This is a genomic window from Mucilaginibacter sp. P4_D1 (assembly GCF_056401935.1).
Map to the genome: position 1 here is coordinate 64,665 of NZ_JBFUIJ010000010.1, position 14,139 is coordinate 78,803.

The window sequence follows — 14,139 nt, forward strand, 5'->3', positions numbered from 1 at the left end:
CTAAAATTCGTGTAATTCTAAAAATTCKACAAATTCCGGTTCAGAAAAAAGAAACATCATGGCAACCAAAATATTCAAACACATACAAACCAGCGTGGTGCCTTTGCCTATCGAGAATATCGATACGGACCAGATTATCCCTGCGCGGTTTTTGAAGGCTACTACCCGCGAGGGCTTTGGCAATAACTTATTTCGCGATTGGCGTTTTGATGGCGATGATAACCCTAAACAGGATTTCGTGCTGAACAATCCCAACTATAGCGGCAAGATCCTGGTTGCAGGCAAAAACTTTGGTTGCGGCAGTAGTCGCGAGCATGCGGCCTGGGCCATTGCCGATTATGGCTTTGATGCCGTGGTAAGCAGTTTTTTTGCCGATATTTTTAAAGGCAACGCCCTTAACAATGGCTTGCTGCCCGTACAGGTGAGCGAAGATTTTTTAAAGAAGATATTCGACGCGGTTTATGCCGATGAGCACGCCGTAGTTGAAATTGACCTGGTAGACCAGTTCATCCGCCTGGTAACAACCGGCGAGCAGGAAAGCTTTGAGGTTAACCCCTACAAAAAGGCTTGCATGACCAACGGTTACGATGATATCGACTACATCCTGAGCAAAAAGGAATTGATAGCCGAATTTGAAAATAAGTAGTGAGTTATAAGTGCTGAGTTATGAGTTTTAAAATGACCCAATGACCAGCGGAGCAATGACCTAATGACAATAGTAAACAAGCATATTCACCGGGAAGGCAAAGGCACCGCCAAGTTATTTGACGAACGTAGTTTGGCTAATGATTATGCAACGCTCGCTTCTGCCCTAAAACCTGGTTTGCGGGTGTTGGATGTGGGTTGTGGTACGGGGGCGATATCTAAAGATATAGCCGCTAAAGTTGGGGATACCGGTCATGTTACGGGCATTGATAATACGGAGTATTTTATACAAAGCGGCAGGGAAACCTATGCTTCGGTAAAAAACCTTGATTTGATTTATACCGACCTGTTTGCTTTTGAACCTGAAGAAAAGTTCGACCTGATTGTAGCCGCAAGGGTTTTACAATGGCTCAATAACCCGGTGGAGGCATTAAAAAAAATGTATTCCCTTTTAAAACCGGGTGGCACGGTGTCGATATTAGATTACAACCACGAAGCATTGGAATGGCAGCCGCAACCGCCACCAAGCATGCTGCGGTTTTATGCTACCTTTTTAAGATGGCGCGGGGATGCCGGCATGAACAACCACATAGCCGAAGACCTGCCCGGATATTTTGAAGAAGCCGGTTTTACCAACATCGCGGAGTTTAACGCCGACGAGGATTGCCAAAAGGGCGAGGAAAACTTTACCAACAAAGCGGGCATCTGGGCTAAAGTAGCCATGTCGAAACAAATGGTAGAGGAAGGTTATATTGATGATGAGCTACGCTTGTTAGCGATAGATGAGTACACCGAATGGGTAGCAACCGATGCCGAACGTATGGTCATGAAACTGAAAGAAATACGCGGCACAAAACCGCAACTATAATATTAAACTATAACAAAACATTCCCCCTTTAGGGGGTTAGGGGGCGCATGAAAAAACACATTTTAGTAATACCCGGCGACGGGATAGGTCCCGAGGTTACCACCTGGGGTAAAGCGGTTTTAGAAAAAATTGGCCGGGATTTTGGCCATGAGTTTACTTTCGACGAAGCCCTGATGGGCCACGCCGGTATCGAGGCTACGGGTAACCCGCTGCCCGACGAAACTTTGGCAAAAGCAAAAACCAGTGATGCCATTTTATTTGGCGCCATCGGTCACATCAAATATGATAATGATCCATCGGCCAAGGTACGCCCCGAGCAGGGATTATTGAAGATCCGTAAAGAATTGGGATTGTATGCCAACCTGCGCCCTATCATGTTATTTGATGAGCTGCTGGGTGCATCGAGCCTTAAACCGGAAATTTTGAAAGGTACCGACATACTTTTCTTCCGGGAACTTACCGGCGACGTTTACTTTGGCGAGAAAAAACGCAGTGAAGATCGCAATACGGCGTCAGATCTGATGATCTATTCTCGCTATGAAGTAGAGCGCATCGCCATTAAAGCTTACGAAGCTGCCATGGTTCGTGGTAAAAGATTATGTTCGGTTGATAAGGCCAATGTGCTGGAGGCTTCACGCCTGTGGCGCGAGGTGGTACAGGAGATGGCCAAAAACTATCCCGAGGTTGAAACCGAACACATGTTTATTGATAATGCCGCTATGCAGCTGGTTAAAAATCCTAAAAAGTTTGATGTGGTATTAACCGCCAACCTTTTTGGCGATATTTTAACCGATGAAGCATCGCAGATAGCAGGTTCGATGGGCATGCTGGCATCGGCATCAATTGGCGATGGTACCGGCTTTTTTGAGCCTATCCATGGTTCGGCACATGATATCGCCGGCATGGACAAAGCCAACCCGTTGGCATCTATATTATCTGTAGCTTTGATGTTGGAGATTAGCTTCGGCCTTAAAGACGAAGCCAAACTCATCACATCGGCTATCGATAAAACGCTGAAAGAAGGCTACCGCACCGGCGATATTGCCGATGCAAAAACCGACAAGAGCAAGATTTTAGGCACCAGGGCGATGGGGCAAAAAGTGCTGGAGTATTTGAGTTAAATTCAAAAATAAAAAGTCAAAAATGACGGGGTTTAAAGTATTTATCTTGTTGTTTTTCCTCTTTTGTGGCTATGCAGCCAATAACGGAAGCGGAAGTTTTGGCTTTATAGAGTTTTTAGCAATCACTAACATTGATGATTACGAAACATCCGAACGGCTGGTACTGGTGCTTACAGTAATAGCCCAGGCAGCAGGAGTTTTCGCGCTCATCACCTCAAATAACCGTTTGATGCTGGCTTCGGTAATAGCATTAAGCGTGGTGGTAATTATGGTAACAATTGCTTCGGCAGACGCCATAGGCAAAGTAATATGGGTTAACAGCCTGTTCCTGATAACTGCAGCTATTTATATAGTACTGCACTTCAGGAGCAAAAAAACACACGTCATCGATCCAAAGTCAAACCAATGACTAATGACCAATGACACAATGACTAATGATATGAAGTGGAACGCTGATTTATACGACCAGAAACATGCCTTTGTATTTCAATACGGGGAAGATGTTTTGGCTTTACTGGATGTTAAACCCGGCGAACATATCCTGGATATTGGTTGCGGCACGGGCCACTTAACCAAACAGATACAGGATAAAGGTGCCATTGTAAAAGGTACCGATTATTCGCCGGATATGATTGCGCAGGCAAAAAAACTGTTCCCCGGTGTTGATTTCGCGGTAGAGAACGCCGCCGATTTTTATACCGAGCAAAAGTACGATGCCGTTTTTAGCAACGCGGCGCTGCATTGGGTTTTGGATGCCAATGGCGCTATCAAAAGTGTTTACAATGCCCTGAAACCCGGCGGCCGTTTTGTGGCCGAAATGGGCGGCAAAGGTAACGTAGCCAAACTACTGGAAGCCATCCGCCTGGTACTGCAAAATCATGGATATCCTGATAAAGCCGAAACCAAGGTATGGTATTTTCCGTCCACAGCCGAATACGCCAAACTACTGGAAGACCACGGCTTCCGGGTAACCTTTACGGCCCATTACGACCGTAAAACCCCGCTGCAGGATGGCGATCAGGGCGTAGCCAAATGGGTAACCATGTTTGGCGCCCAGTTTTTAGAAGGCATTCCCGAAGAAGAAAAAGAACAAATATTAAAAGAAATAACCCACAAACTGGAACCATACTATAACGAAGGCGGCCAATGGTATGCAGATTATAAAAGGCTGAGGTTTGTCGCTATAAAAGAATAGCTCCTTTTAGTATCAAGTAGCAAGTATCAAGTAGTAAGATTTTTTTAGGCTACTCCACAACTTGTTTCTTTATACTAAACCAACGATAACAAGTACGTCTTTGATCTGCATTTTTTAAAAACGTTTTGATTGACGATATTTATAGATTAATAACAAATTGAAGTAGCAACACATCGCGTAGCAGGAGCAATCTTACTACTTGATACTTACTACTTGATACTAAAAAAAAGAATATGTTACACGATCCCAACCGCGTTTATGTTTTTGATACCACGCTTCGCGATGGCGAGCAGGTACCAGGGTGCCAGTTAACCACCCCCGAAAAGATTGAGATAGCAAAAGAACTGGAACTACTGGGCGTGGATATTATTGAAGCCGGTTTCCCGGTTTCAAGTCCGGGAGATTTTCAGAGTGTTGTCGAGATCTCGAAGGCAGTAACCAACCCTACCGTTTGCGCGCTTACCCGTGCCAACAAGGGCGATATTGATGCCGCTATCGAATCATTAAAATATGCCAAACACCCGCGTATCCATACCGGTATCGGCTCGTCGGATATGCACATCAAGCATAAATTCAACAGTACCCGCGAGGAGATTTTGGAGCGTGCGGTAGAAGCCGTAAAATATGCCAAACGTGCGGTGGAAGATATCGAGTTTTATGCCGAAGATGCAGGCCGCGCCGATGTGGTTTACCTGGCCCAGATGGTCGAGGCTGTTATTGCCGCCGGTGCTACCGTGGTAAATATCCCCGATACCAATGGCTATTGCTTGCCCGACCAGTATGGCGCCAAGATCAAATTTCTGAAAGAGAACGTTAAAAATATCGATAAGGCCATTATCTCGGTACATTGCCATAACGATTTGGGTTTGGCTACCGCCAACTCCATAGCCGGCTTACAAAACGGTGCACGCCAGATAGAAGGTACCATCAATGGCATTGGCGAACGCGCGGGCAATACCTCTATCGAAGAAGTGGTCATGATATTGAAAGTGCACCAGGTGTTGGGTTTGAAAACCAATATCGATTCTAAACGGTTTTATGAATTAAGCCAGATGATCCGTACGCAAATGCGCATGCCGGTGCAGCCCAATAAGGCTATTGTGGGCAGCAACGCCTTTGCACACAGCTCGGGCATTCACCAGGATGGTTTCCTGAAAATGCGCGAAAATTACGAGATCATTCGCCCTGAAGATGTAGGCTTTCCGAGCGCCACAATAGTGCTAACCGCGCGCAGCGGCAGGCATGCTCTGAAGTTCCACCTGGAACGCCTTGGCTTTAGTTTGGATAAAGAGGAACTTGCCCAGGTATACAACAAGTTTTTAACGCTTGCCGATGTCAAGCTTGATATAAATGACGAAGACCTGCAGGGCTTAATGGCCCACAGGCTGGTAAAAAATTAATAATGGAAACCGAAACCAAAAACCTGCTCGATTTCGATTCGGCTTACGAACGATTGAAAGGGGTTGTTAAACGCACCCCACTGGAGTATAATGCCGGCTTATCGGCCAAATACGAGTGCGAACTATATTTAAAACGCGAAGACTTACAAATAGTACGCTCGTACAAACTGCGCGGCGCTTATAACATGATAAGCCAGCTTACGCAGAACGAGCTTGACCGCGGCGTAGTGTGCGCCAGCGCGGGCAACCACGCGCAGGGCGTAGCCTTTAGCTGTAGCCGACTGGGTACCAAAGGCGTAATTTTTATGCCCGAAATTACCCCCAAGCAAAAAGTTACCCAAACCGAAATGCACGGCAAGGGCAATATCGAGATCATTTTAACCGGCGATACTTTTGACGATTGCCTGCGCGAGGCCTTGTTATACACCGAAGCCCACCAGATGACGTTTATCCCGCCCTTTGATAATTACCGCATCATAGAAGGCCAGGGAACAGTAGGGGTAGAGATTCTGCAGGACCTGCCCGGTATCGAAGCCATCATAATGCCCATAGGCGGTGGCGGCTTAGCGGCCGGCACAGGCACCTACCTTAAACAACACGTACCGGGCATTTACCTGGCAGGGGTAGAGCCCGAAGGCGCCCCATCAATGCTGGAAGCTTTTGAACATGGCGGGCCGACTACCTTAAAAGAGATTAACCGCTTTGTTGATGGCGCTGCCGTAAAATGCGTAGGCAAGCTCACCTACAACCTATGCCAACAAGTGTTAGACGATATGCTGCTGGTGCCCGAAGGCAAAGTGTGTACCACCATACTGAAACTATACAACGAAGACGCCATTGTGGTGGAGCCTGCCGGTGCCCTATCGGTAGCTGTGCTGGATGCCTGCAAGGATAAAATAAAAGGCAAAAAAGTGGTTTGCGTTATCAGCGGGGGCAACAACGATATTGCCCGCATGCAGGAGATCAAAGAAAAATCGCTGCTGTACGAAGGTTTGAAGCATTACTTCATTGTCCGTTTCCCGCAACGCCCGGGAGCCTTGAAGCTGTTTGTGAACAACGTTTTAGGCCCGGCGGATGATATTACCCGTTTCGAGTTCATCAAAAAAACCGAAAAAGAAAACGGCCCCGCCCTGGTAGGCATCGAACTACGCAACGCAGGCGATTACCCCGCCCTCCTTAACCGCATGGCAGCACACCGTTTCGACGTTATCGAGTTGAATAAAGATCAAACGTTGTTTGAGTACCTAGTGTAGGGGGGAGGTGAAAGGCAAAAGGCGAAAGGCTTGAGGTGAAAAGGGCCGGCCATGCTGAGCCTGTCGAAGCACGCGGGCAAAGGCCTCGCCGCCATGCATAACCGCCATGCTTCACCCACCCGTCATTATAAGGTACGAAGCAATCCCCGACTATGCTACCAAGCCCAGTTGCTTACCCCAAAAACATCAAAGCCTCCCGAAGCCAAAAACTCCGGGAGGCTTTTTGTTTACCCCAAAGTCATGCCGAACTTGTTTCGGCACCCCACTGGACAGGTAACCTACACGCAAATCATTAGCTGTCCCCTTGGGGTCTCTCAACGAGGACCCTGAGGTGTACCCGATCATCTCGCATAAACGCGGCTTGGAGATTGCGACTGCCTTTGTACACCGCAGGGGCCTCGTTGAGAGACCCCGCGGGGACAGAAATGACATAATTGTAAACGGGGCTTTTGTAGAGACGCAACATTTTGCGTCTCCCGCATGCAAATCACACATGCAAATTGAGCCTGTAAATTTTGAATGTCCTGGGGGAGACGCAAAATATTGCGTCTCTACATTAAAAAATAACATTGATAATCAATAACTTGAAATCATGTCATTATAAGGCACGAAGCAACCTCCTCGCATGCCGTCAAGCCAGTTGATTACCCCAAAATATCAAAGCCTCCCGAAGCCAAAAACTCCGGGAGGTTTTTTGTTTACCCCAAAGTCATGCCGAACTTGTTTCGGCACCCCACAGGACAGGTAACCTACATGCAAATCATTAGCCGTCCCCTTGGGGTCTCTCGTAGAGGACCCTGAGGTGTCCCGATCATATCGCATAAACGCGGCTTAGGGATTGCGACTGGCGTTGTACACCGCAGGGTCCTCGTTGAGAGACCCCGCGGGGACAGAGATAAGCAGATTTAATTGATTTTAATCCAGCTTAGGCCATCACTTTCTAATTGATAAATTGTTCCATTCGCCAGGTCTGTTATAGGGGCTCCGCTCGCATCTAAAATACTGGACACAAAGCTCCACTTATAAGTTGGTGACGTATTCCGATTCCATATAGTTAACTTATAGCCTGGATAGTCTGTTGCTTGGGGCAATGTAATAAGCCGGTTCCCGGTTAACGAAGGTAACTTTACAAATTGCTTGACATTAGTTACAACATAGTTTGAGGTGCCGGACGAAATAACAGTATCATTGTTGATAACAGTGCCACCCATAGATTGGTTACAAGGGGCTTTTGCACCGCTTACTGCATTGTAAAACAAATTTGGAACATTTGCTCCGGGCTGTAAAATTTGCGAGCTGGCATATTTTACATTTAGCCCATTCCAAAACAATACGGGGTTAGCATTGTTTTTTAATAATAGTAAATCGCCAAGTGCATATAACTCCCCATTGGAGTTTGCAATAGTAGGCTGATTGCATGCACCGTGTATAGATATCATAGCAGTACAACCACCGTCTAACACCACCAGATTTTGTTGGTCAATAGCTGTCACCACTAATTTTTTAGCAGAAACTGTAGTTGATGCATTAATTGAAAGGGTTACCTGTGTTGATGATACATATGCGGCAATGGTTGTTGTTAACACAGCACCCGATGCTCCGGCACCTGTTACATTTACTACTTTGCCAACGTCGGCAACAGTAAATCCCGCCGAAAGGGAAGTTAATGAGTTAGATCCACTGTTTATTGCACCGTCATTAACCATCAAAAAGCTAAAAGGGTTGTTTATCCCGTTTTCACCCTTCAGGTTTATAAATACACACGTATCCACGTTAATTGTACTTGTATAGCCATTAATATATATCAAACCACCCTTATTACCATCGCCAGATATATTAATAAAGCTCATGGATTGTAAAGATGATTTAGCGTAAGGCGACAACGTATTTGTGTATTGACTTATAACGATGCCCGGTCCGCCATTCCTGTTAAATTTTATATTTTGCAGGTAACCAGGGTCGCCGCCGTCCGGAAGTTCAATACCTCCCTCAGGAAATAAGGAGACAGCGAGATTTGCCAATATGCTGGTGTCCTGAAACGCTGTAGGGGTTGATGTGCTGCCGCCGCGGCTCGAAAAATCAGACCTTAGCGAAATACCAAACCCTTGGGTATTGCCCGTGTAACCCAGTAAGCATAGGTCGCGTATTGTACCATACCAAAAGTTTCGTTGGTTTAAGCTTTTAAAATTGCCTGTAACTGTAATCAGAGAACCGTTTGCAGCCGGCACCGGCATTTGACACAAGCATGTTCCGGAATTTCCAGAATAATCCGTTGAACCATTTTCTCCAAACAGCGTAACCCCATAAGGGATAGTTATTTGCGAAACGAGGTAATTACCCACCGGAATAAAGATATTTTTATTCCGGTGACTTGTACTTGCATAATCTATGGCACTTTTTATCGCAGGGGTGTCATCCGAACGATAAACTACTACAGTTGCCCCCGTAACGGCAGGAATAGTGGTTGAAGCATCTTTTAAATTTACCGTTGTCGCTGACGTAAATGCAGAGATCGTAGTGTCTAAAAGGCCTGATGATGGCCCCGCGCCGGATATTGTTATTCTTTTTCCAACGTCTGCACTTGTAAATAGCGCGGAAGAAGACTGTAGCGTTGATCCACTAAATATGGCCCCATCATTAAGTATCATCAATCCATAAACGGTAATAGTAGCTCCAGAAATGCCGGGGTCTGAAGGAAGTGCTACTTTTACTGTATGGAGGTCTTTGTAACCTGTTATGTAGGTAGATATAATTGGAAGCGTTGCACCGGGGCCAGATATAGTTATCATATTGCCAACATCCGCTGCGTTAAAAAGATTGTAAGAAGAAGTTACTGTAACAGCACCTTCCCAAACCCCGGTAGAAGCACTTGGATTCAATTTTACGCCTCCCATTGCTCCAAACCATTTCACATTAACTATGTCAGAATCCATTCTTATCCATGTCCCCGACGGTGTAACCCCTGTATTGCTTACCAAGATGGTACCACCATTGTCAGCAAGGCCGGTGCCTGACCCAGCCCAGTAAAAAAAGCCGTCTCCCCCGTCGCCGATAGAAGCATAACCTTCAACAAAAACAGTTTCATTTCCCGCAGTGTAACTAAAATTTCTTAATGCTGTATAATTGGCGATTGTTGTCATGAAAGTAAGGTTAAAGGTATATTATAAGATTTAAGGTTTTATTTTTTCTAATGTATGAAAAGTATAAACTAATCTCATGGATAAGTTCATAAAAAATAATAAGCAGGAAAAACAGTCAGGGCTTCGTTCAAAGTGTCGTTGAAACGTCAGGGCACTAAGTTGTGGGAGTAATAAGTGATAAGACTTGTGGTGTAGGGTCTCTCGGCGATCTGCTGATGAATACGCAATATATGACTCGTACCTACGGCACTCATTCATCTGCTGTATATTTTACCACGGGTTAAAACCCATGGCTACAATATTGGCCGAACCTACGGTTCTTTTTTGGACTTTATTAACGATGCCCTTCAACCTGGCGCTACAATATTGCAGGAGCGGCGCCTGGTGTTGCCTGGTAAATGAAATCATAATTGCCGCTAAGAGCCGTAGGCTCACAACATGTTGTAGCAACGGGTGTTAACCCGTTGGATGAATAAACAATAGCAATGGAGTGCCATGGGCACGGCGCATATTAACCGCCGGGCATCGCCGCGATCAGGGAACGAAGGTATATCGGGAATATTTGCTTAACTTTGGATATCTAAACCCTAATCATGAAGTTCAAATATTGTATTTTCCTCCCTGTATTTATTGTATTGCTTATAGCATCCTGCAAAAAGGAAAATAGCCCAAATCCTGGAAACACTTTAGATATATATGTGGCCGGCTCGGTTTACCCCGCCGGCGATTATACAAACACAACGGCTGCATTTTGGAAAAACGGCATAGTTAAGCAGATACCCGTACCCAACTCAAAAAAATCGTGGGCAAATGCCATTGCTGTTCTTGGTACTGATGTATACATTGCCGGAAATACGATCAGCAGCAATTCCAACGCTTTTCAAGCTACGGTTTGGAAAAATGGGGTAGCCACATTGCTTACATCCGACCCATCGGGCGGCGAGGCAAGGGCTATTGCCATAAGTGGTAATGATGTGTATATAGCCGGATATTCGAGGGATGCAAATAATCACCCTGTGGCAACCTATTGGAAAAATGGGGTAAAAACTGTAATAGGCGAAGAAGATTCGGAAGCAAGCGCTATTGTGGTTAAGGGCACTGATGTTTACATGGCTGGCAATATGTTTGTATATGACACGCCCAATAGTGGCAATCAATGGGCAGCCACCTGGAAAAACAAGACAATTACAAAGTTAAATTCAACTAACAGTGTAGATGCAAACGGTATGGCATTTATAGGTAATGATATGTATGTAACAGGTAATATTGTTTATTGGAAAAATGGTATCGAAACGAAATTATCAAGCAGTTCAACAAACGTTAACATAAGTTCTGTTGCTGTAGATGGTGCTGATGTTTACCTGGGAGGTACTGAAAGTAATGTAGCCTCATATACCGGTAATACGGTAACCTATTGGAAAAATGGAATTCCGGTAACACTCGGTGATGTGGGATTTATTGAAGTATATGGCATCGCAGTAAATGGTCAGGATATCTATTTAGCCGGCTTTATGGATCGCGCTGCAACGGTTTGGAAAAATGGCAAGCCCGTTCAACTTTCCCAAAATAGCAGTGCATCTTGCATCGCTGTGGTATCGCGGTAAAAACTCGCCCTTGTTGTGTTCTCCCCCGCACTTTGTTGGGAAGTGTTCGGAAGATTTTTAGGCTCTCCCCAAAGGCAGAGAGGGTTTTCACCGCGCTGCCGTAAAATGCGCCTGTGAACACCGGATTTTAACCCCTACCTCCACCTTCCCCAGGGAAGGAATCGCACGTTCCCCCGCTTTTTTATTCCTTCCGAACACCTGTGGACACAACTCCAACAACGGCTTTGGACGATAGCGTAATGGCTTCTTTTCTGAGTAGGATCATTTTCTTAAATATGACAATCCACAATCTTCACTTCGCAACCAAGGCGGTCTTCAAATTCGGCTATTACGCTATCTTTTAATTCGGGCCAGTTCCAGAAGGTAAAGCCCAGGTTGCTGAAACCCCAGGTTGGTTCAATGTCGTAGTCGTTAAGGTCGGCAACCTGGTTACATAGCGGGCAGGTTAGGCTGGGGGTGCCCTGTTCGTGAAAATCATTAAGGTCCCAGCCTGCTTCTAAAATATCGTCGCCACAATTGGGGCAAACAAAGCTGTCGAGGCCATTTGCACCGGCATGAAAAACGGTATTTTCGGTAATTACTTCAAGGCCGCAAACAATTAGGCCGTAGGGGAGGTCTCCGGACTCGTCAACCAAAGCTTTGGCGTTTTTGCCAATAGGATAGCCAAGGCCCTTGCCCAAAATACAGTCGGTTTTTACCGGTTCCACAGCCCCGATACCAATGAGCCAGTCGACAATGGTTTTGGCTTTTATCAATCTGTCGGGATATTGGGTAAGTTTTGGAACTATGGAGGTACTGTTATCGCTCATGAGGGTTTAAATTTAAACCAATATAGGAATTGTTATTTACTATAGGCTGTGGGGTGTGTTTGAAAAGTAATCAAAGCTCTCGTTTTCCCTACCCGCCGGCAGTGGAGTTTCGGGCGAAAACGGCCAAAACGATGGTGGCCTGTGCGGTTGCAGGGCATAGGGAGTTTTTGCGGTGGTTTAATTGTCTGAACCGGAATTTTTCACATGTAAATGATTTTTCAAAGGTGTTCAAGAGGGCTGCGCCGTTCACAGAATTAAAGAATTAGCAGAATACATAGCGAAAGATTTTATAACCCTCCGCGAGGACGTTGAAAGCTCTCGTGTTCCCTTCCCGGCAGCAGAGCAGTTTCGGACGAAAAGGGCCAAAACGATGGTGGCCTGTGCGGTTGCAGGGCATAGGAAGTTTTTGCGGTGTGTGGGCGTGAGCTTAGGTGCAAAATAATTCCAGCCCAGGTTTTGGCCGTTTTGTCCCGATTAAAATCGGGATGCGGCAAAGAAGCCTTTCTGCTGACAGCCGTTTAGTTACTTTGCGGCTTCGAACGGCGAAGCCCTCTTGAGCCCCAACAAAAATAAACAACAGCGAAAAACTAACAGCCCTCCCGCTGCAACTGAGCGGACCAATGCTGTCGAGTACAACTAAATAATGTAAAAAAATGCGGCTAACATATTGGCCGAAACTATAGTTCTTAGCTGATGAACGTACGCATCGCTGTTCAAATATCTTTTAACACCGGTACCAACCATGTGTTATCTACGAGGATCGGTTTAGCAAATGGGAAACAATAGATAATGCGAAGGCATGGAAGGAAAAAAACAAGCCGCAAACACCCTCGCGGTATTTGCGGCTCAACCTAAACCTATGAAAATATTCTTACTATGAAAAGAACATAAACAGGCATTCAAACCCGGTGCCAACAGGCAAAAATCGCATGTAGATGCTCAAAAAGACATTTTTAGCCATGCCCTTTTTCCACACTATGGAAAATGTTGTCTTTTTTGGAAAAAATGTTCCCGGCCTGGTTAAGGGAGGTGCCGCCATAAATCCTCGCCCCGGCCATTGCCGGGTTTAACCCTCATTACGCCGCCGTCACCGGTTTGCCGTTGAAAACTTGTAACTTAACTTATTACTTTACATTTATTAAAGCTACAACGCTATGAAAAATAAGGTATTTAAAAAGCTGCTGGTGCCGCTGGGGGTATTGCTCATTATCTTTTTGGTAATGCAATCCATACGTCCGGCGCTGCCCAACCCGCCGGTAAAAAAGGATTTTGAGGCACCGGCCGATGTGAAGAATATACTGGTAAGGGCCTGTTACGATTGCCACTCCAACCAAACCAACCTGCGCTGGTACGATAAGATACAACCGGTTTACTGGCAGGTTGCCGCGCACGTAAAGGATGGCCGCAAGGTGCTCAACTTTTCTGACTGGGGCAGCCTGGCCTCGGCCGACCAAAAGGCCAAACTTTGGGAGGCGGTTAACCAAATTATTGCCGGGGCCATGCCAATTAAAAGCTACGCCTTTGTGCACCCCGATGCAAAAGTTTCCGGGAATGACATAGTTGTACTAAAAAACTATCTTGCCGCTATGGTGCATGATAAACCGGCCGATACCGCCCAAACCAACGCGCTATTTAAGCAGGTAAAACAGCTTGCCCCAATAGCGGCAGCCAGCCACAATTTGCCTGAAGCATTAAATGGTATCAGCTATATTCCCGATTATAAAAACTGGCAGGTGGTTACCACATCAGACAGGTTTGACAACGGCACCATGCGCGTGATTTTTGGTAACGATGTAGCCATTAAAGCCGTTAAAAACCACCAGGTTAACCCATGGCCAAACGGTACCATATTTGCCAAAGTGGCCTGGGATAAACTACAGGATAAAGAGGGCAACGTACGCACCGGGGCTTTTAAACAGGTTGAGTATATGATTAAAGACGACCAGAAGTACGCAACCACCAAAGGCTGGGGCTTTGCCCGTTTTAAAACCCTTAAATTGGTGCCCTATGGTAAAACCGTGCTTTTTGCCAACGAGTGCGTAAGCTGCCATAAGCCCATGAGTAATAACGATTTTGTATTTACCCTGCCGGTTAAAAATTAAAC

The 14,139-nt window shown here is 45.9% G+C and carries 11 protein-coding genes; 9 read left to right on the plus strand and 2 right to left on the minus strand.

Annotated elements, in window-relative coordinates:
• Positions 1–58: 58 nt before the first annotated feature.
• From leuD to ilvA, 7 genes are all read left to right on the plus strand, one after another.
• Positions 59–646, plus strand: a complete 588-nt coding sequence (gene leuD / locus AC1DV1_RS11560; protein ID WP_477359021.1) for a 3-isopropylmalate dehydratase small subunit — start codon at positions 59–61, stop codon at positions 644–646.
• Positions 647–709: 63 nt separating this feature from the next.
• Positions 710–1,513 (plus strand): class I SAM-dependent methyltransferase, encoded by an 804-nt coding sequence (locus AC1DV1_RS11565; protein WP_477359024.1) that lies wholly within the window; start codon positions 710–712, stop codon positions 1,511–1,513.
• 47 nt (positions 1,514–1,560) lie between these two features.
• The gene (gene leuB / locus AC1DV1_RS11570) at positions 1,561–2,634 is read left to right on the plus strand and encodes a 3-isopropylmalate dehydrogenase (protein WP_477359027.1); all 1,074 of its coding nucleotides are present in this window, start codon (positions 1,561–1,563) and stop codon (positions 2,632–2,634) included.
• A 22-nt stretch (positions 2,635–2,656) separates the two neighbouring features.
• Positions 2,657–3,043 (plus strand): hypothetical protein, encoded by a 387-nt coding sequence (locus tag AC1DV1_RS11575; RefSeq protein WP_477359030.1) that lies wholly within the window; start codon positions 2,657–2,659, stop codon positions 3,041–3,043.
• A gap of 3 nt (positions 3,044–3,046) precedes the next feature.
• Complete coding sequence (locus AC1DV1_RS11580; protein ID WP_477359033.1) at positions 3,047–3,829, plus strand: class I SAM-dependent methyltransferase; 783 nt, start codon at positions 3,047–3,049, stop codon at positions 3,827–3,829.
• A gap of 233 nt (positions 3,830–4,062) precedes the next feature.
• The gene (locus AC1DV1_RS11585) at positions 4,063–5,229 is read left to right on the plus strand and encodes a 2-isopropylmalate synthase (RefSeq protein WP_274211852.1); all 1,167 of its coding nucleotides are present in this window, start codon (positions 4,063–4,065) and stop codon (positions 5,227–5,229) included.
• Between the two features lie 2 nt (positions 5,230–5,231).
• Positions 5,232–6,482, plus strand: a complete 1,251-nt coding sequence (gene ilvA, locus AC1DV1_RS11590) for a threonine ammonia-lyase IlvA (RefSeq protein ID WP_477359036.1) — start codon at positions 5,232–5,234, stop codon at positions 6,480–6,482.
• Between the two features lie 905 nt (positions 6,483–7,387).
• On the opposite strand, the gene AC1DV1_RS11595 is transcribed toward ilvA, so the two are convergent.
• Positions 7,388–9,622 (minus strand): glycosyl hydrolase family 28-related protein, encoded by a 2,235-nt coding sequence (locus AC1DV1_RS11595; RefSeq protein ID WP_477359039.1) that lies wholly within the window; start codon positions 9,620–9,622, stop codon positions 7,388–7,390.
• Between the two features lie 593 nt (positions 9,623–10,215).
• On the opposite strand from AC1DV1_RS11595, the gene AC1DV1_RS11600 reads away from it, so the two are divergent.
• Positions 10,216–11,226 carry a hypothetical protein gene (locus tag AC1DV1_RS11600; RefSeq protein WP_477359042.1) on the plus strand — a complete coding sequence of 337 codons (1,011 nt, stop codon included), beginning with the start codon at positions 10,216–10,218 and terminating at the stop codon, positions 11,224–11,226.
• Positions 11,227–11,495: 269 nt separating this feature from the next.
• Here the strand turns inward: AC1DV1_RS11600 and AC1DV1_RS11605 are convergent, their stop codons facing one another.
• Positions 11,496–12,035: a hypothetical protein gene (locus AC1DV1_RS11605; RefSeq protein ID WP_477359045.1), complete on the minus strand. Its 540-nt coding sequence runs from the start codon at positions 12,033–12,035 to the stop codon at positions 11,496–11,498.
• 1,154 nt (positions 12,036–13,189) lie between these two features.
• Here AC1DV1_RS11605 and AC1DV1_RS11610 point away from each other — a divergent pair.
• Positions 13,190–14,137 (plus strand): heme-binding domain-containing protein, encoded by a 948-nt coding sequence (locus tag AC1DV1_RS11610; protein ID WP_477359048.1) that lies wholly within the window; start codon positions 13,190–13,192, stop codon positions 14,135–14,137.
• Positions 14,138–14,139 lie beyond the last annotated feature (2 nt).